The organism is Xanthomonas bonasiae (assembly GCF_014836395.1).
Lineage (GTDB): Bacteria > Pseudomonadota > Gammaproteobacteria > Xanthomonadales > Xanthomonadaceae > Xanthomonas_A > Xanthomonas_A bonasiae.
The window spans coordinates 3,016-20,659 of sequence record NZ_JACSQX010000001.1 but is presented as its reverse complement, the minus strand read 5'-3'; the positions used below and the strand labels follow the sequence as shown (position 1 = coordinate 20,659).

16 protein-coding genes are annotated in these 17,644 nt (G+C 69.7%); 8 read left to right on the top strand and 8 right to left on the bottom strand.

Annotated features, from left to right (window positions below; translation table 11 throughout):
* The first annotated feature begins 92 nt into the window (after positions 1 to 92).
* The 8 genes from H9658_RS00090 to H9658_RS00055 all read left to right on the top strand — a co-directional run bounded on the left by H9658_RS00090 (position 93) and on the right by H9658_RS00055 (position 6,795).
* Complete coding sequence (locus H9658_RS00090; RefSeq protein ID WP_191823939.1) at positions 93 to 1,079, top strand: PhoH family protein; 987 nt, start codon at positions 93 to 95, stop codon at positions 1,077 to 1,079.
* Positions 1,076 to 1,630, top strand: coding sequence for a hypothetical protein (locus H9658_RS00085; RefSeq protein ID WP_191823938.1), 555 nt, complete (start codon positions 1,076 to 1,078; stop codon positions 1,628 to 1,630). Before H9658_RS00090 ends, H9658_RS00085 begins: the two co-directional genes overlap by 4 nt.
* 199 nt (positions 1,631 to 1,829) lie before the next feature.
* A complete protein-coding gene (ybeY, locus tag H9658_RS00080) occupies positions 1,830 to 2,315 on the top strand; it encodes an rRNA maturation RNase YbeY (protein ID WP_191823937.1) in 486 nt (161 codons plus the stop codon).
* 53 nt (positions 2,316 to 2,368) lie between these two features.
* On the top strand, positions 2,369 to 2,839 hold the full coding sequence (locus H9658_RS00075) for a hypothetical protein (RefSeq protein WP_191823936.1): 471 nt from the start codon (positions 2,369 to 2,371) through the stop codon (positions 2,837 to 2,839).
* 58 nt (positions 2,840 to 2,897) lie between these two features.
* Positions 2,898 to 3,482, top strand: coding sequence for a hypothetical protein (locus H9658_RS00070; RefSeq protein WP_179565470.1), 585 nt, complete (start codon positions 2,898 to 2,900; stop codon positions 3,480 to 3,482).
* Positions 3,483 to 3,594: 112 nt separating this feature from the next.
* Entirely contained in the window at positions 3,595 to 4,476 is an 882-nt protein-coding gene (locus H9658_RS00065) for an HlyC/CorC family transporter (protein WP_179565471.1), read from the top strand.
* Positions 4,477 to 4,586: 110 nt separating this feature from the next.
* The gene (locus H9658_RS00060; RefSeq protein ID WP_318241164.1) at positions 4,587 to 5,777 is read left to right on the top strand and encodes a lipoprotein N-acyltransferase Lnb domain-containing protein; all 1,191 of its coding nucleotides are present in this window, start codon (positions 4,587 to 4,589) and stop codon (positions 5,775 to 5,777) included.
* Between the two features lie 25 nt (positions 5,778 to 5,802).
* A complete protein-coding gene (locus tag H9658_RS00055) occupies positions 5,803 to 6,795 on the top strand; it encodes a magnesium and cobalt transport protein CorA (protein ID WP_191823935.1) in 993 nt (330 codons plus the stop codon).
* Between the two features lie 185 nt (positions 6,796 to 6,980).
* Here the strand turns inward: H9658_RS00055 and H9658_RS00050 are convergent, their stop codons facing one another.
* The 8 genes from H9658_RS00050 to H9658_RS00015 form a co-directional block, all read right to left on the bottom strand.
* A complete protein-coding gene (locus H9658_RS00050) occupies positions 6,981 to 8,345 on the bottom strand; it encodes an NAD-dependent succinate-semialdehyde dehydrogenase (RefSeq protein WP_191823934.1) in 1,365 nt (454 codons plus the stop codon).
* 196 nt (positions 8,346 to 8,541) lie between these two features.
* The gene (locus H9658_RS00045; protein WP_179565474.1) at positions 8,542 to 9,387 is read right to left on the bottom strand and encodes an ABC transporter permease subunit; all 846 of its coding nucleotides are present in this window, start codon (positions 9,385 to 9,387) and stop codon (positions 8,542 to 8,544) included.
* On the bottom strand, positions 9,384 to 10,352 hold the full coding sequence (locus H9658_RS00040; RefSeq protein ID WP_191823933.1) for an ABC transporter permease subunit: 969 nt from the start codon (positions 10,350 to 10,352) through the stop codon (positions 9,384 to 9,386). Before H9658_RS00040 ends, H9658_RS00045 begins: the two co-directional genes overlap by 4 nt.
* Entirely contained in the window at positions 10,349 to 11,473 is a 1,125-nt protein-coding gene (locus tag H9658_RS00035) for an ABC transporter ATP-binding protein (RefSeq protein ID WP_191824253.1), read from the bottom strand. The genes H9658_RS00040 and H9658_RS00035 overlap by 4 nt, the downstream gene beginning before the upstream one ends.
* Positions 11,474 to 11,623: 150 nt before the next feature.
* Positions 11,624 to 13,120 carry an efflux transporter outer membrane subunit gene (locus H9658_RS00030; protein WP_191823932.1) on the bottom strand — a complete coding sequence of 499 codons (1,497 nt, stop codon included), beginning with the start codon at positions 13,118 to 13,120 and terminating at the stop codon, positions 11,624 to 11,626.
* Positions 13,121 to 13,127: 7 nt separating this feature from the next.
* On the bottom strand, positions 13,128 to 14,711 hold the full coding sequence (locus H9658_RS00025) for a DHA2 family efflux MFS transporter permease subunit (protein WP_191823931.1): 1,584 nt from the start codon (positions 14,709 to 14,711) through the stop codon (positions 13,128 to 13,130).
* Positions 14,708 to 15,910 carry an HlyD family secretion protein gene (locus H9658_RS00020; RefSeq protein ID WP_191823930.1) on the bottom strand — a complete coding sequence of 401 codons (1,203 nt, stop codon included), beginning with the start codon at positions 15,908 to 15,910 and terminating at the stop codon, positions 14,708 to 14,710. The genes H9658_RS00025 and H9658_RS00020 overlap by 4 nt, the downstream gene beginning before the upstream one ends.
* A gap of 490 nt (positions 15,911 to 16,400) precedes the next feature.
* The gene (locus H9658_RS00015) at positions 16,401 to 17,531 is read right to left on the bottom strand and encodes an extracellular solute-binding protein (protein ID WP_179565484.1); all 1,131 of its coding nucleotides are present in this window, start codon (positions 17,529 to 17,531) and stop codon (positions 16,401 to 16,403) included.
* Between the last annotated feature and the right edge of the window lie 113 nt (positions 17,532 to 17,644).

The following is a 17,644-nucleotide window of genomic DNA, read 5'->3' as shown; positions in this document are numbered from 1 at the left end:
ACGCGACTGGTCCTTCACCCGCGCGCGCGCTACGCTTTCCTTCCCTGTCCTGAACGACGCCGGCAGCCCCGCGCACGCCGCGTCCGCATCGAATGACCATCCCCGCACAACGCGATTTCACCCTGGAACCCGCCGACACCGAACGCCTGGCCAACCTGGCCGGGCCGTTCGACGCGCACCTGCGCCAGATCGAACTGCGCCTGGGCGTGGAGATCTCCAACCGCGGCAACGTGTTCCGGATCACCGGCCCGTCCGCCGCGGTCGCCGCCGCCGAGGTGCTGCTGCAAGCCCTGTACGCCGAGGCCGACAGCGTCGTGTTCGACGACCAGGCCATCCACCTGCGCCTGAACCAGGCCAATGTCGACCGCGTCGCGCAGCGCGCCTACGAACCGCAGGAAGTGGCGATCAAGGTCAAGCGCGGCACCGTGCGCGGCCGCGGCGCCAACCAGGCCAAGTACCTGCACCAGATCGCCAGCCACGACATCAATTTCGGCGTCGGCCCGGCCGGCACCGGCAAGACCTTCCTGGCGGTGGCCAGCGCGGTCGAGGCGCTGAACGAATCGCGCGTACAGCGGCTGATCCTGGTGCGCCCGGCGGTGGAAGCCGGTGAGAAGCTCGGCTTCCTGCCCGGCGACCTGAGCCAGAAGGTGGATCCCTATCTGCGCCCGCTGTACGACGCGCTGTACGAGATGCTCGGCGTGGAGAAGGTGATCAAGCTGCTGGAAAAGAACGTCATCGAGATCGCGCCGCTGGCCTACATGCGCGGGCGCACGCTCAACGACGCCTACGTGATCCTGGACGAGGCGCAGAACACCACCATCGAGCAGATGAAGATGTTCCTGACCCGGCTGGGCTTCGGCTCCACCGCGGTGGTCACCGGCGACCTGACCCAGATCGACCTGCCCAAGCACGTCAAGTCCGGCCTGCGCGACGCGATCGAGGTGCTGCACGAGGTCGAAGGCGTCAGCTTCACCTTCTTCGAGGCGCGCGACGTGGTGCGCCACCCGCTGGTGGCGCGCATCGTCACCGCCTACGAAAAGCGCGACCTCATCGACAAGGCGACCGGCCCGGCCGCGTGACCCGGCGCTGCGCCAGCGTTGCAGCGATCGCGCTGCTCGGCGCGCTGTGCAGCGGCCACGGCATCGCCCAGCCTCCGGTGCAGATTCCTTTCACGCAGCAGCGCATCGCCACCGCCCAGCGCATGCCGGCGCCGTGCCTATCGCTGGCGCTGGAGCAGGCAAGCATCGGCTTGCCGGCCAACGAACTGGAGCGCGCGGCGCAGGTCCGACGCGCATCTGCCAGCGCACCGGAAGACGAAGCGCAGCGGCTGGCCTGGATTGCCGGCGGGCGCGCGCAGGCGCTGCTGGCCAGCGCCGGCGAGCGCCACGACCGGCGCGGTTGCGCGGTCGTCGAAAGCGCCCAGGCGGACACCGACAGTCTGTATCTGGTGGGACAACTGCTCGAACGCGGCCAAGCCGTGGTATGGACGAACGCCCCGCCCGGCGTCGCCGCTGCGATCGAGGTCAAGCACATCAACCCGCATTGCCAGCACGGCCCGATGGGCAGCGCGTCCTATCGCGTCGCCGACGGCGGTCCGCTGTTGCTGATGCTCGTCGAGTGCGTGACCTGATCCTGCCTTGGCCAAGACCGCCGGCATCGTCGCCGGCCTGCGGCATCGATGGCCAACCGCAACACGTGCCGCATCCGGCCAGGGACCCGGGCATCGACCGTCATGCCAACGCCTACACCGCCGACGACTGGAAGTCGCGGTGACGCGCCGCACGCGCGATACTGTCGGCTCCTGTCCGCTCTGAAATGCCGGTATCGCCATGACCAAAGGTCCGGTCCACCTCGACGTCGGCGTCAGCTACGCCCTGCCCCGCGCCGGATTGCCGGCGGCGGCGAGCTTCCGCAAGTGGGTGGCGGCGGCGCTGAAGGGCCGCATCCGCGAAGCCGACCTGGCGATCCGCCTGGTCGACGACAAGGAAGGCCGCTCGCTCAACCACCACTACCGCGGCAAGGACTACGCCACGAACGTGCTCAGCTTCCCGGCCGAGCTGCCCGAAGGCATGCCCAAGGGCGTCAAGCTGCCGCTGCTCGGCGACCTGGTGATCTGCGCGCCGGTGGTGGCGCGCGAGGCCGCCGAACAGGGCAAGCCGCTCAACGCCCACTACGCGCACCTGACCGTGCACGGCGTGCTGCACCTGCTCGGCTGGGACCACGAGGACGACAAGGAGGCCGACGCGATGGAGCAGCTGGAGCGCGAGATCCTGGCCGACCTGGGCGTGGGCGACCCCTACGCCGGGGAACGCTGACGCCTGTCGCGCGCGGGGCGTTTTTCGACAGCTGACGAGCAAGGGGGACACGGATGTTCGAACCAGCACCAGCCACGCAGGTGGAAACCCGCCCAGGCCCAGCGCGATGGCATGGCCTCGCCGCGGCCCTGTGGGGCATCGTCCTGACCGCCTCCGTCTATCTGGGCCTGATCCGTCCGGCGCCGCTGTTCGCCGGCAGCGGCAGCCTGCCCGAACCGTTGCTGCCCTGGTTGGGCGCACTCGCGCTGCTGGTGCTGGCGACCACGCCCAGCGCCTGGCGCTGGTTCTACCTGCGCCGGCGGCAAGCGCGGGTCGGCGGGCCGGTGCGCGTCGCCGCCCACACCGGGCGGGTCGCGCTGCTGTGTCCATTGTCGATCGGCGCGTGGCTATGCTGCCGCCAATTGAACACCCAGCTCGACAGCGGCGGCACGCTCGCCGCGCTGTCCGTGCTGTACCTGGCCAGCGCGCTGCTGACCCTGTCCAGTGCGCGGCACTGGCTGGTCAAGCGCTGGCGCGGGCGCTAACGTTGCCGCGCGGCCGCTGCGCCGCAACTCCCCGCTTTCCGGCCCGAGGTCCAGCGCGTTGATCCGTCCATCGTTGCTTCTGTTCGCGCTCGCGGCCGCGCTGCCCGCTGCGGCCGCTCCCGCACCCGCCCCTGCACCCGCCATCGACCTGCCGGCGCTGCTCGAATGCCGCCAGCGCGTGGCCGATTTCGCCGCGCTGGGGCCGCTGCTGGCCGATCCGCTGAAAGCCGTCGCGCAGGGCTGGCGGCCGCTGCCGCAGTCCAACCTGTTCATGCGCGAATACGAACTGGTGCGGCCGATCCAGGTATTCGGCCACAGCACCACGCGCATCGCCGTCGCCGGCGCCAGCGTGATGGCGATCCTGGACCTGCCCGATCCGCGCCCGCTGGCCAAGCAACTGCAGCTGGAAGCGGCGGTGGACACGCCGGACAAGGCGATGTTCGGCCGCGAGCTGGTCAGCCGCGACGTGACCGATCCCAAGACCGGCGAGCCGATGATCGAATCGATCATCCTCAGCCTGTCCACGGTGAAGTCGCACCCCGGTCAGACCCTGGCCGGTTGCAGCTACAGCCTGGACCTGCCGGAGGACCCGGACGCGCCGCCGGCGCCGGACCCGCTGCACACGCCCGCCAGCGGCGGCTGAACCCGTCCCCGCGCGCGCCGCCGCGGCCGCCGCCGGCGTCGCGGCTCTGTCCCATTGGCCCTGCTAGACTTGCGCACATCGCCCGGCAGACCGGGTGCCGTATCCATAGAACATGTCAGAAGACGACTCTAGTAGCTCCCCTCAGGAAACCCACGAAAAACGCCGCGGCTGGCTGGAACGCCTGAGCTCGGTTTTCTCCGGCGACCCGCACACCCGCGACGACCTGGTCGAGGTGCTGCGCGACGCCCAGCACGACGGGCTGATCGCCGCCGACACCTTGCGCATGATGGAAGGCGCGCTGTCGGTGTCCGAACTCACCGTCGGCGATGTGATGGTCTCGCGCTCGCAGATGGTGTCGCTGTCGGCGGAGGCGCGCTTTCTCGACCTGATGAAGCAGGTGGTCGAATCCGGCCATTCGCGCTTCCCGGTGCATGGCGAGAACAAGGACGACATCCTCGGCATCCTGCTGGCCAAGGACCTGCTGCGCGGCGTGGTCGCCGACCACGGTCCGGGCACGGTGCGCGAGCTGCTGCGCCCGGCGGTGCTGATCCCCGAGTCGAAGAAGCTCAACGTGCTGCTCAAGGAGTTCCGGCTCTCGCGCAACCACATGGCGATCGTGGTCGACGAGTACGGCGGCGTCGCCGGCCTGGTCACCATCGAGGACGTGCTGGAGCAGATCGTCGGCGAGATCGACGACGAGCACGACGACGCCGAGGACGAAGCCTCGCTGATCGCCGCGCAGGCCGACGGCCAGTACGTGGTCGACGCGCTGACCCCGATCGAGGATTTCAACGAACGCTTCGGCGCCGACTTCTCCGACGACGACTACGACACCGTCGGCGGCCTGGTCACCGAGGCCATCGGCCACCTGCCGGAAACCGGCGAGGAGCTGACCCTGGGACGCTTCGCGTTCCGCGTGGCGCGCGCCGACGCGCGCCGGGTGCAGGCCTTCCACGTCACCATCCTGCCGCCCGACCCGCAGGAAGACGCTTGATCGCCCGCCCGCTGTCGCGCTGGCCGGCACGCGGCTGGCCGCAATGGCTGCTGGGCACGCTGCTGGCCTGCTGCGCGGCGTTCGCGTTCGCGCAGGCCGGCGACGCGGACCTGGCCGCGCCGCCGGCGCTGGCGCCCGCCTCCGCCGCGGCGCCCGTCGCCGGTCCGCCCAGCACCGACGCGTCCGCACCGGCGCCGCGCATCGGCGTGGCCACGATGCAGCCGGGCGAGGTGTTCTTCGAACGCTTCGGCCACGATGCGATCGTGGTGGTGGATCCGCGCAGCGGCCAGGCCACCTCGTACAACTTCGGCTTCTTCGATCCCAGCGAGCCCGACTTCGTCAGCCGCTTCGCCGCCGGCGACATGATGTATTACCTGGTCGCCCTGCCGCTGCAGGACGACCTGGCGCAGTACCGCGATGCCGGCCGCGGCGTGGACATCCAGTGGCTGGACATGGAACCGGCGCAGGCACGCGCGCTGCAGCAGGCCCTGGCCTGGCGCGCGCGGCCGGAAAACGCGCGCTACCGCTACGACTACTACACCGCCAACTGCGCCACGATGGTCCGCGACGCGCTGGACCGCGCGCTGGGCGGCACGCTGCATGCGCAACTGTCGGGGCGTTCGCGCGGCAACACCTATCGCAGCGAATCGGTGCGGCTGGCCTCGCCGGCGCCATGGATGTGGCTGGGCTTCGACCTGGGCCTGGGCCCGTTCGCCGACAAGCCGCTGTCGCGCTGGGAAGAGGCGTTCGTGCCGATGCGCCTGGCCGAGAGCCTGGGCGAGGTACGCAACAGCGCCGGGCGCCCGCTGGTGCAGTCGCGCCAGCAGGTGCTGCCGCAGCGGCTGGCGCCGGAACCGCAGGAACAGGCGCGGCACTGGTGGCCGTGGCTGCTGGCCGGGCTGCTGGTCGCCGTCGGCGTGGTCGCGCTGGCGCGGCGGCCGCGCTGGCTGGCGGCGCTGGCGCTGCCGTTCTGGCTGCTGTGCGCGCTCGGCGGCGGCGTGCTGCTGTACCTGTGGGGCTTCAGCGACCACCGTGCGGCCTGGGCCAATCGCAACCTGCTGCTGCTCGACCCGCTGTGCCTGCTGCTGGTCGGCGGCGCTATCGCGCAGCTGCGCGGTCGCCCGCCCGGACGCTGGTTCGGCCTCGTGTTGTGGCTGGTGGTCGCCCTGGCCGGCGCGGCATTGCTGATCCATTGGCTGTCGATGCTGCAGCCGCAATTCAACCTGCAGTGGATCGCCCTGCTGCTGCCGGTGCACGCCGCGCTGGCCTGGACGTTCACGCGGCGCCGCTTGCAGCGCTGATCCCGCCCGCACACCATTGCTGCCCATGGCCACCGTCCCCGCCAATCCCGCCTGCGTCATCAACTGCGTGCACTACGACGGCCACGGCCGCCGCCACGACATCGCCCTGGAGCAGATCAGCGACGTGCTGGCCGGCGGCGACGGCTTCGTCTGGGTCGGCATGTACGAACCCGCCGACCACGTGCTGCAGCAGCTGCAGGACGAATTCCAGTTGCACGACCTGGCGATCGAGGACACCCGCAAGGCGCACCAGCGGCCCAAGGTCGAGGCCTACGGCAACTCGCTGTTCCTGGCCGTGCACACCGCGCAGGTGATCGATGAGCGCATCGTCTACGGCGAGACCCACGCCTTCCTCGGCGCGCGCTTCCTGCTGACCGTGCGCCACGGCGCCTCGCTGCCGTACGCGCCGGTGCGCGAACGCCTGGAGCGCGAGGCGGCGCTGATGCAGCTCGGCCCGTCCTACGCGCTGTACGCGGTGCTGGACTACATCGTCGACAACTACCAGCCGATCCTGGACGAATTCCGGCAGAGCCTGGAGCGGCTGGAGAAGGACATTTTCGCCGAGGCCTACCGGCGCGACACCGCGATCCGCCTGTACGAGCTCAAGCGCGAGCTCAACCAGATGCGCCTGGGCGTGGCGCCGCTGCAGGATGTGCTCGCCCACCTCAAGCGCAACCCCGGCCCGCTGATTCCCGACGAAGTGCGGCTGTACGTGCGCGACGTGCTCGACCACGCAGTGCGTACCAACGAGGCGATCGACACCCTGCGCGAGATGCTCGGCACCGCGCTGAGCGTGAACCTGTCGCTGGTGACCCTGGCCCAGGGCGAGACGGTCAAGCGCCTCGGCGCCTGGGCCGCGCTATTGGCCGCCCCGACCCTGATCACCAGCTGGTACGGCATGAATTTCAAGCAGATGCCGGAACTGGAATGGCCCTGGGCCTACCCGCTGATGATCGGCGGCGTCGGCGTCGTCTGCCTGGGGCTGTATCTGGCGTTCAAGCGGGCGCGGTGGCTGTGAGCCGCCGCGGTGCGGCGGCGGGAATGGGGAAACGGGAATCGGGAATGGGAAGAGCGTTGCGTCGCTGACCCACGCTTGCCGGTCTATTCCGAGCCACAGGCGCAAAGCCGTGAACTCATCGCAGAAGGGAAAGGCGCGTAGCGCTGCTTTTCCGATTCCCTACTCCCCATTCCCGATTCCCAGCCTCACCCAACATATACCGACTTGATATTCATGAACTCATGAATCCCATGCTCGGCCAGTTCGCGGCCGAAGCCGGAGCGCTTGATGCCACCGAACGGCAGGCGTACGTCGCTCTTGACGATGGCGTTGACGAAGGCCGCGCCGCATTGCAATTGGCGGGCGACGCGCTCGCCGCGGGCGCGGTCGGCGCTCCACACGCTGCCGCCCAGGCCGAAGCTGGTGTCGTTGGCCACGCGCACCGCCTCGGCTTCGTCGGCCACGCGCAGGATCGCGGCGACCGGGCCGAACAGTTCCTCGTCGTAGGCGGGCATGCCCGGCACCACGTGATCCAGGATCGAGGCCGGATAGCCGGCGTGGGTGCCGGTGTCAGGGGCGCCGCCTAGCAGCGCCGTGGCGCCCTTGGCGATGCTGGCCTGCACCTGCTTGTGCAGTTCGTCGCGCAGGTCCTGCCGGGCCATCGGCGCCAGCGTGGTCGCCTCGTCCTGCGGATCGCCGAGCCGGCGCTCGGCCGCCGCGGCGACGAAACGGCGCACGAAGTCGTCGGCGATCGCCTCCACCACCACGAAACGCTTGGCCGCGATGCAGGTCTGCCCGGCGTTGTCGAAACGCGACTTCACCGCCGCAGCCACGGTGATGTCCAGATCCGCGTCGTCCAGCACCACGAAGGCGTCGCTGCCGCCGAGTTCCATCACGCACTTCTTCAGCTGATCGCCGGCGTTGGCGGCGATGGAACGGCCGGCGCGCTCGCTGCCGGTCAGCGTCACCGCGGCGATGCGCGCGTCGCGCAGCACCTCGGCGGCCTGGTCGTTGTCGATGTGCAGCACGTCGAACACACCATCGGGCACGCCCGCCGCGGCGAGTGCCGCATGGATCGCGTCGGCGCAGCGCGGCACGTTGCTGGCATGCTTGAGCAGCGCCACGTTGCCGGCCATCAGCGCCGGCGCCAGGAAGCGGAACACCTGCCAGATCGGGAAGTTCCACGGCATCACCGCCAGCACGCAGCCCAGCGGCTCGTAGCGCACGTAGCTGCGCTGCGCATCGGTGGCGATCGGCTGCTCGCGCAGGTAGTCGGCGGCGTGCTCGGCGTAGTAGTCGCAGGCATCGGCGCACTTGTCGACCTCGGCCAGCGCCTCCTTGCGCAGCTTGCCCATTTCCGCGGTCATCAGCCGCTGGATCTCCTCGCGGCGCGCGCGCAACTGCACGCCGACCTGCCGCAATAGCGCGCCGCGCTGTTCCAGCGGCGTCTGCGCCCATGCGGGAAAGGCCTGCGCGGACGCGGCCAGGCGCCGCTCGACGGCGGCGGCATCCATCAGCTCCAGGCTGTATTCGACCTGGCCTGTGGCGGGATTGACGGTGTCGTAAGGCATCGCGACGGACTCCTGGAAAAAGTCCGCCCAGCCTAGCGCCGCGAAGGTTGCGGCGGCGTGGCGATGCGGGACCGCGATGGACCGCAGCGTTCTGCGGCGACGGCGGCTCTGGTAGGAGCGGCTTCAGCCGCGACCAGACGTCACCGGTAACGCGCGGTCGCGGCTGAAGCCGCTCCTGCAGAAAAGCAGCACTCCGCTAACCGCCCTGCTGCAGCGCCAGCTGGATGTCGCGCTGGCGGCGCTTCTCGCTGCGCGCCATCAGCCACCAGCCGACGAAGGCGGCGATCGACACCGCCAGCACCATCAGCGTGGCCAGCGCGTTGATCTTCGGCTTCAGCCCCATCCGCACCGAGGAGAACACGGTCATCGGCAGCGTGGTCGAGTTGGGCCCGGCGACGAAGTTGGCGATCACCACGTCGTCCAGCGACAGGGTGAAGGCCAGCAGCCAGCCGGACACCAGCGCCGGGGCGATGATCGGCAGCGTGATCAGGAAGAACACCTTGAGCCGGTTCGCGCCCAGGTCCATCGCCGCCTCTTCCAGCGAGCGGTCCAGCTCCTGCAGGCGCGAGGACACCACCACGGTGACGAAGGACAGGGTGAAGGTGACATGCGCGGCCCAGATCGCGGTCACGCCCTTGGGCGGGATGCCGATCAGCCCGCCCATCGACACCAGCATCATCATGATCGACAGGCCGATGATCACCTCCGGCATCACCAGCGGCGCGGTCACCAGCGCGCCGAACAGGCTCTTGCTGGGAAAACGGCGGAAGCGGGTCATCACCATCGCCGCCAGCGTGCCGATCACCATCGACCCGGTGGCGGTCCAGAACGCCACCTTCAGGCTGATCCACGCCGCCTGCAGGATCTGCCGGTCGCGCAGCAGCTCGCCGTACCACTTGGTGGAGAACCCGGCCCACACCGTGGCCAGCTTGGAGGCATTGAACGAGTACACCATCAACAGCAGGATCGGCAGGTACAGGAAGGCGAAGCCGCCGGTCAGCACCGTCCAGCGCAGCACGCGCCCGCCGCGCAGCGCGCTCATGCCTGGCCGCCTTCGAGCTGGCGTTGCTGGTAGCGGTTGAAGATCAGGATCGGCACCATCAACAGCGCCAGCATCGCGATCGCCACCGCCGAGGCCGCCGGCCAGTCGCGGTTGTTGAAGAACTCGCCCCACAGCACCCGGCCGATCATCAGCGTGTCCGGCCCGCCGAGCATTTCCGGGATCACGAACTCGCCCACCGCCGGGATCATCACCAGCATGCAGCCGGCGACGATGCCCGGGCGCGACATCGGCAAGGTGATGGTCGCGAACGCCTTCCACGGCCGCGCCCCCAGGTCGTAGGCGGCCTCGAGCAGGCGGTGGTCCTGCTTGACCAGCGTGGCGTACAGCGGCAGCACCATGAACGGCAGATAGCAGTAGACGATGCCGATGTAGGCGGCGATCGGCGTGTACAGGATGCGCAGCGGCTGCTCGATCAGCCCCAGCGCCAGCAGCGCGCGGTTGAGCACGCCGTTGCTGTCGAGGATGCCGATCCAGGCGTAGACGCGGATCAGGAACGAGGTCCACGACGGCAGCACCACCAGCATCATCGCGATGTTGCGTGCCGACGGCGACATGCGCGCGATCACGTAGGCCATCGGATAGCCGATCAACAGGGTCAACAGGGTGGAGATCCCGGCGATCTTGATCGAGCCCCAGTAGGCTTCGATGTACTGGTTGTCGCGCACCAGCGCCAGGTAGTTCTGCAGGGTGAACTTCAGCGTCAGCACGCCGTCCTTGTAGTCCAGCAGATCGCTGTACGGCGGGCTGCTGATCGCCTGTTCGGCGAAGGAGATGCGCAGCACGATCAGGAACGGGATCGCGAAGAACAACAGCAACCACAGGTACGGTGCGGCGATCACCAGCCAGCGCGCGCCGGGCAAGCGCCGCTTGCGCAGGCGCTGCAGCAGCGTGCGCGGCGACGCCGCGGGTTGCACGGCAGGCGCGGCGGCGGCGGGCGCGCTCATGCGGTCAGCACCACGCCGTCGTTGTCGCCCCACCACACCCACACCGCATCGCCCCAGGTCAGGTTGTCGCTGGCCCAGCGCTGCCGGTTGGCGAAGTTGGCCATCAGCTTGAAGCCGCTGGGCAGGCGCACGTGATAGACCGAATGGCTGCCGAAGTAGGCGATGTCCTCGATCGTGCCCTGCGCCTTGTTGTGCGCCTGCGCCGGCGCATCCTTGCCGATGCCCAGCTTCTCCGGGCGCACCGCGAACGAGACCGGCTGCCCGGTGATGCCGGTGATGCCGTGGCCGACGTAGATGCTGTCGGGAAACGCGCCGGTGCGCAGGGTCACGTAGTCCGGCAGGTCCTCGTCGATGACCGCGTCGATCAGGTTCACCGAGCCGATGAACTCGGCGGCGAAGCGGTTGGCCGGCTGCTCGTAGATCTCGTCCGGGGTACCGACCTGCTGGATCCAGCCGGCATCCATCAGCGCGATGCGGGTGGCCATGGTCATCGCCTCCTCCTGGTCGTGGGTGACCATCACGCAGGTCACCCCGGAGGTTTCGATGATGCCGACCAGCTCCAGCTGCATCTGCGAGCGCAGCTTCTTGTCCAGCGCGCCCATCGGTTCGTCCAGCAGCAGCAGTTTCGGCCCCTTGGCCAGCGAACGCGCCAGCGCCACGCGCTGCTGCTGGCCGCCGGACAGCTGGTGCGGCTTGCGCTTGCCGAGCTTGCCCAGTTGCACCAGTTCCAGCATCTCGCCGACGCGCTTGGCGATGGCCGCGCGCGACAGGCCGTCCTGCTTCAGCCCAAACGCGATGTTCTGCTCCACCGTCATGTGCGGGAACAGCGCGTAGGACTGGAACATCATGTTGAGCGGGCGCTCGTACGGCGGCAGGCCGTCCAGCGGCTGCCCGTCGAGCACGATGCGGCCGCGGCTGGGTTGCTCGAATCCGCCCAGGCAGCGCAGCAACGTGGACTTGCCGCTGCCGGAGCCGCCGAGCAGCGCGAAGATCTCGCCCTTGCGGATGTCCAGGTCGACGTCGTCGAGCGCGACGAAACCGTCGAACTCCTTGCGCAAGCCGGCGATGGACAGGTAACCGCTGCCCTTGGCCGGCGGCGCCGCCGCCGCCGCGATCGCCATCGGCGGAAGATCGGATCTCGCTTCGCTCAACGCCATCTGTTGCTCCCCGTGGAAGACACCGCGGCGCGCGTTCGCCGATGCTGCCGGGATTGCGCGGCCGACTCCAGTGTAGCCGCGGCCACCGCATCGGCGATACCGCGGCGCAGGCGTCTATTGCGCCGCTGGCGGCGTCTGCGCGGGCGGCGGCGCCCAGCCCAGGCCCAGGCTCTTCTGCAGCGCCACGTAGCGCAACAGCACCTGGGTCCGCGCCTGCACTGCGCTGTCCTGCGCCGAGGCCTGCTGGCGCTGCACGTCCAGCGCATCGATCAGCGATGACGCGCCGGCCGCATAGCGCTGCTGCAGCAGCGCCGCGGAACGGTCCGCCGAGGCTTCGGCCTTGGCCGCGGCCAGCGCCTGCTGGCGCGCGGCGCCGAACCGAGCGAGCGCGCTGTTGGCGTCCTGCAGCGCCGCCAGCACGGTGCCTTCGTAGGCGGCCAGGCGCGCGGCGTTGCCGGCGCGGGCCTGTTCGACCTTGGCCCTGGTCGCGCCGAAATCGAAGATCGACCAGCGCAGGAACGGGGCGACCACGCTGTTGATCGCATCGCTGCCGAGGTCGCCCGGCGAGGTCGCGGCCATGCCGATGTTGCCGAGCAGGGTGACCTGCGGGAAGTACGCGCTCAGCGCCTGTCCGATCTGCGCCGACGAAGACGCCAGCTGGCGTTCGGCGCGGCGCACGTCGGGGCGGCGGCGGATCAACGCACCCGCATCGTCCACCGGCACCACCGCCGGCAGCGTCGGCAGCGGCCGGTCCGCGGCCAGCGCGGCGTCGAGCGCGCCCGGCTCGCGGCCGATCATCAGCGCCAGCTGATCCAGCGCCTCCTTCGCCTGCGCCTGCAGGTCCGGCAACACCGCTTCCTGCTGCTGCAGCTGCGCCTGCGCGCGTTCCACCTGCAGGTCGGCATCGGCGCCGCGCTCGCGGCGCTGCCGGGTCAATTGCAGGGTCTGCCGCGCCGCCTCCAGGTTGCGCTGGGCGATGGCGATGCGCTCGCGGGTCGCGCGATAGCCCAGGTAGGCCTGTCCGACTTCGGCGGCCAGTTGCACCTGGGTATCGGCCAGTTCGGCCTCGTCGGCCTGCGCATCGGCCAGCGCGCCTTCGCTGGCGCGGCGGCGGCGGCCGAAGAAGTCCAGTTCCCAGCTGGCATCGAAGCCGACGCTGTACAGCTGCGCATGCGGATCGATGGACAACGGCTGGCCGCTGCCGGCGGCGACGCTGCCCAGGCCGTCGACCAGCGCGTCCGGCGCCCTGGCGTTGAGATAGGCGGCATTGGCGCCGACGCTGGGCAGCTGCTCGGCATGGCGCTGCTGCACCAGCGCGCGCGAGGCGCGCAGCTTGGCCTGCGCGGCGCGCAGGTTCGGGCTGTTCTGCAGCGCCTGTTCGACCAGCGCGTTCAACTGCGGGTCCTGCAACGCCTCCCACCAGCGCTGCGGTGGCGGCGCCGGCACCACCCCGGCCGCCGCGGCGACCGCGTCGGCGCGATGCAGCTGCGGCTGCGCCTGCGCCGCCGCGGCCACCGGCGGCGGCTTCACGTAGTTCGGGCCGAGCACGCAGGCCGACAGCAGCAGCGGCAGCGCGGCGGGGACGAGCACACGGGAAAAACGCTGAGCCATGGAATCCTCAATGCATCGCAAGCGGAGCGCCGCCCTTGGGCAGCGGTTTGAGCAGCAGCCCCAGCGGAATCGTGCACACCACGATCACCCCGAAGATCCAGAACAGGTCGTTGTAGGTCATCACCAGCGCCTGCTGCTGCACCATGCGCGCCAGCTGCGCCACCGACTGCATCGCCGCGCCGGCGCCGGAAGCGGACTGCAGCTGCGCGGCCAGGCCGTGCAGGTAATCCTGCGCCAGCGGCGAATTGGCGCTGGTGCCGCTGCCGATCATCTGCGTGTGGAACACCATGCGCCGCTCCTGGAAGGTGGAGATCAGCGCCAGCCCGATCGAGCCGCCCATGTTGCGCGCGGCGTTGAACAGCCCGGACGCATCGCCGGCCAGTTCCGGCGGGACCGACGAGATGGCGGCCTGGTTCAGCGACATCATCGCCAGCGCCAGGCCGCAGCCCTGCAGCAGCTGGCCGATCACGAAATGCATGCCCACCGAATCGGCGCTGAGGCGCATGTTGACGAAGCAGGCGATGGCGAAGCAGCTCAGCCCGCCGATCACCAGGATGCGCACGTCCACGCGCATCAGCATCTTCGGCATCAACGGCATCAGCAGCACCGTCGGCACGCCGGACAGCAGCACCACGTAGCCGGATTGCTCGGTGTTGTAGCCGGAGATCGTGGCCAGGAACTGCGGGATCATGTACATGACCCCGAACAGGATCATGCCCACCGCCATCACCATCACGAACACCGCGCCGAAACTGCGCTGCAGCAGGATCGACAGGCGGATCACCGGCTGCCGGCTGACGAACTGCGAAGCGACCAGGGCGACGAAGCCGACCAGCGAGAGCAGGCTCAGCAGCACGATCTCCGAGGATTCGAACCAGCGCTCGCGCTGCCCTTCCTCCAGCACCACGGTCAGCGCGCCGAGCCCGGCGGTCAGCCCGAAGATGCCGAGCCAGTCGGCGTCGAGCAGCCCGCGCAGGTTCATCCGCTCGTGCGGCAGGCCGAGCAGCAACAGCGCCACCAGCCCGGCGCAGATCGGCACGTTGATGAAGAACGCGTAGTGCCAGCTGACGTTCTCGGTCAGCCAGCCGCCGAGCAGCGGCCCAATCACCGGTCCCAGAATCACGGTCATGCCGAACAGGGCGGTGCCCATGGTCTGCTGCGCCGGCGGCAGCCGTGTGGCGACGATGGTCAGCGCGGTGGGGATCAACGCACCGCCGGCGAAGCCCTGGCCGACGCGGCCAAGGATCATCATGGTCAGGCTGTTGGACAGCCCGCAGACCACCGAGAAGAAGGTGAACAGCAGCGCGCAGATCAGCAGGAAGTTGCGCAGCCCCAGGGTGCGCACGAACCAGCCGGTCAGCGGGATCATCACGATCTCGGCGACCAGGTAGGCGGTGGAGATCCAGGTGCCTTCGGTGCCGCTGGCGCCGACCTCGCCCTGGATGGTCGGCAACGCCGCGTTGACGATGGAGATGTCCAGCGTCGCCATGAACGAGCCGATGGTGCCGGCCGCGACCGCCAGCCACGCGCCGGCGTCGGCCTTCTGCTGTGCGCCGGCACCCGCCGCCGGCGCAGCGGCGGCCTCGTTCACGGCGTGCCCTCGCCCTGCTTGCCTTCCTGCTCGACCCGGTCCTTGGCGTCCTTGGCCGCGCGCGTGTCCACCGTGACCGTCGCCGACATGCCCGGCACCAGCACCTTGCGCGCCTCGGCGCCGGCCTTGAGCCGGATCCGCACCGGCACCCGCTGCACCACCTTGGTGAAGTTGCCGGTGGCGTTCTCCGGCGGCAGCAGCGCGAACTGCGAGCCGGTGCCCGGCGCGATGCTCTCGACCACGCCGTCCAGCGCGATCCCGGACAGCGCATCGACCTCGATCCGCGCCGGCTGCCCGGGCCGCATCAGCCCGACCTGGGTTTCCTTGAAATTGGCGCTCAGGTACAGCGCATCGACCGGCACCACGCTCATCAGCCGGGTGCCGGCGGCGACGAACTGGCCGACCTGCACGGTCTTGTCGCCGATGCGGCCGTCGATGCGCGCGGTCAGCCGCGTATCGTCCATCGCCACCTGCGCCTGGTCGGCGTCGGCCTGCGCCTGCTGCAGCCCGGCGCGGGCCTGGTCGAGCTGCGCGCTGGCGCCCTGCACCTGGCTCTCGGCAGCGACGACCTGGGCCTTGGCCGCGTCGTACTGGGCCTGGGCGCGATCGCGATCGTGGACGATGCTCTCGTAGTGCTCGTGGGTGTCGGCGCCGGACGCGGCCAGCGGCGCGAAGCGCTTGGCCTCGCCCTGGGCGAAGCGCAGGCTGGCCGCGGCCGCGGTGACCTGGGTGCGCGCCTGCAACAACGTGGCGCGCTGCGCCTGCAGCCCGGCCTCGGCGGCGGCGATGTCGGCCTGGCGGACCGCGACCACGGCCTGCGCCTGCTGCTGCGTGGCGCGGTAGCTGCGCTCGTCGATCTGCAGCAACGGCTGCCCGGCCTTGACCGTCTGGTTATCGCCGACGAACACGCCGGTCACGTAGCCGTTGACCCGCGGCGCCACCGCCACCGCATCGGCCTGCAGATAGGCGTTGTTGGTTTCCTGCAGGTAGCGGCCGGTGGTCAGGTAATAAACCAGCCACGCCACCAGGCCGATCGCCACCACAAGGCCGATCAGCAGCAGCGTCCATTTCACCTTGGGATTCTTCAGCGGCGCCGGCTTGTCGGGCTGCTTGGCGTCGTGCTGGGCCGGCGCGGCCCGCGCCTCGTCCGAAGCCGCCTGTCGTTGCGTCTGCGCGGGATCTGGGTCGTGGGTGCTCAAAGTCGCAGGTTCCTGGGGGGTTGGGACCATCGTCGCCGGTGCGCTTGACGGTGCAGGGACAGCAACGCACGGCGCGCGGCGCACTCACCAGACGGTGGCGTACGGCGGACTGTACAAGTGTCTGTACCGGCGAGTCGAGATCGTGTGAGTGCGGCTCGCGGTGGCGTTCAGGCGCCCTGCAAGCGGCTCCGCGTCACGATCCTTGCCCGCTGCAACGATGGCCAATGGGATGTGGCCAGGCGCATCGGGTGCAGGGTGCTGTCAGGCCTTCCGCTTGCGCCGCACCCTCACTCCTCCCCGTCTCCCGTGGGAGAGGGGCTAAGGCACAGCACCGGCTGTTCCTTCTCCCACCGGGAGAAGGTGGCCCGCAGGGCCGGATGAGGGTACTGGCGCAGCCTCGTACGCCCAATTCAGCGAGGCGCTTCGCGCCTTACCCTCACCCCTACCCCTCTCCCGTGGGGAGAGGGGAATCATCTTGCTGCGACGTCGCTCAGCGCCCGGTCTTCAGCTCGGTCCACAACCGCGTGTATTGGCGGTCCACTTCCGGCGGCATCACCGCCAGCGCGAACAGCTTGGCCTGCACCTCCGCCGGCGGGTAGATGGTGCGGTCGCCGCTGATCGCCGCATCGATCAGCGGGATCGACTTGGGCACCGCGTTCGGATAGCTGACGAAGTTGGTGTTGGCCGCGGCCACTTCGGGGGTCAACAGGTAATTGATGAACTGGTAGGCCTGCTCCGGATGCTTGGCGTCCTTGGGGATGGCCAGCATGTCGAAGAACTGCAGCGCGCCTTCCTTCGGAATCGAATAGGCGATGTGCACGCCGTTCTTGGCCTCCTCGGCACGGTCGCGCGCCTGCAGGATGTCGCCCGACCAGCCCACCACCAGGCAGGTGCTGCCCTTGGCCAGCGCGTCGATGTACTGCGAGGAATGGAAATTCTGGATGTAGGGGCGGATTTCCTTGAGCTTGGCCGCGGCCTTTGCGATCACCTTCGGGTCGGTGCTGTTCGGGTCCTCGCCCAGGTAGTGCAGCACCGTCGGCACGATCTCCGAGGCGGTGTCGAGGAAGGTCACCCCGCAGTCCTTGAGCTTGGCCAGGTTCTCCGGCTTGAACACCAGGTCCCAGCTGTCGACGACGTCGGTGCTGCCGAACGCGGCCTGGATCTTGTCCACGTTGTAGCCGATGCCGGTGGTGCCCCACAGGTACGGCACGGCGTAGGTGTTGCCCGGATCCTGCTGCGCGATGCGCTGCATCATCGCCGGGTCCAGATTGGCCAGGTTGGGGATCTTGCTCTTGTCCAGCGGCAGGAACACGCCGGCCTGGATCTGCCGGCCGAGGAAACTCAGCGACGGCACCACCACGTCGTAGCCGCTGCCGCCGGCCAGCAGCTTGGCTTCCAGCACTTCGTTGCTGTCGAACACGTCGTAGGTGACGTGGATACCGCTATGCCGCTCGAAGCCGGGTACGGTGCCTTCGGCGATGTAGTCCGACCAGTTGTAGACGTTCAGTTGCTTCGCATCGCCGCCGCCCGCCGCCTCCGCCGCGCCGTCCTGCCGGCCCGATCCGCCACAGCCCGCCAGGCACAGCACCGCCACCATCCCCGCTATCGCTCGCCGCTTCATCGTCGTCTCCATGCCGCCCGTTGCGGGCAGCGGTTGGCGGGACGCCGCGCTGGCGCGCGTCCCGGTGGTCCTCCCCTTTGGCGGCCGCCCGCCCCGGCGCGGCGGACAGCGGG

Bases quoted from the DNA above. Each gene is read 5' to 3' on its own strand.
- H9658_RS00050 (WP_191823934.1), bottom strand. From the start codon at position 8,345: ATGCCTTACGACACCGTCAATCCCGCCACAGGCCAGGTCGAATACAGC.
- H9658_RS00015 (WP_179565484.1), bottom strand. From the start codon at position 17,531: ATGAAGCGGCGAGCGATAGCGGGGATGGTGGCGGTGCTGTGCCTGGCG.
- H9658_RS00090 (WP_191823939.1), top strand. From the start codon at position 93: ATGACCATCCCCGCACAACGCGATTTCACCCTGGAACCCGCCGACACC.
- H9658_RS00075 (WP_191823936.1), top strand. From the start codon at position 2,369: ATGTTCGAACCAGCACCAGCCACGCAGGTGGAAACCCGCCCAGGCCCA.
- H9658_RS00065 (WP_179565471.1), top strand. From the start codon at position 3,595: ATGTCAGAAGACGACTCTAGTAGCTCCCCTCAGGAAACCCACGAAAAA.
- ybeY (WP_191823937.1), top strand. From the start codon at position 1,830: ATGACCAAAGGTCCGGTCCACCTCGACGTCGGCGTCAGCTACGCCCTG.
- H9658_RS00045 (WP_179565474.1), bottom strand. From the start codon at position 9,387: ATGAGCGCGCTGCGCGGCGGGCGCGTGCTGCGCTGGACGGTGCTGACC.
- H9658_RS00055 (WP_191823935.1), top strand. From the start codon at position 5,803: ATGGCCACCGTCCCCGCCAATCCCGCCTGCGTCATCAACTGCGTGCAC.
- H9658_RS00035 (WP_191824253.1), bottom strand. From the start codon at position 11,473: ATGGCGATCGCGGCGGCGGCGGCGCCGCCGGCCAAGGGCAGCGGTTAC.
- H9658_RS00030 (WP_191823932.1), bottom strand. From the start codon at position 13,120: ATGGCTCAGCGTTTTTCCCGTGTGCTCGTCCCCGCCGCGCTGCCGCTG.
- H9658_RS00040 (WP_191823933.1), bottom strand. From the start codon at position 10,352: ATGAGCGCGCCCGCCGCCGCCGCGCCTGCCGTGCAACCCGCGGCGTCG.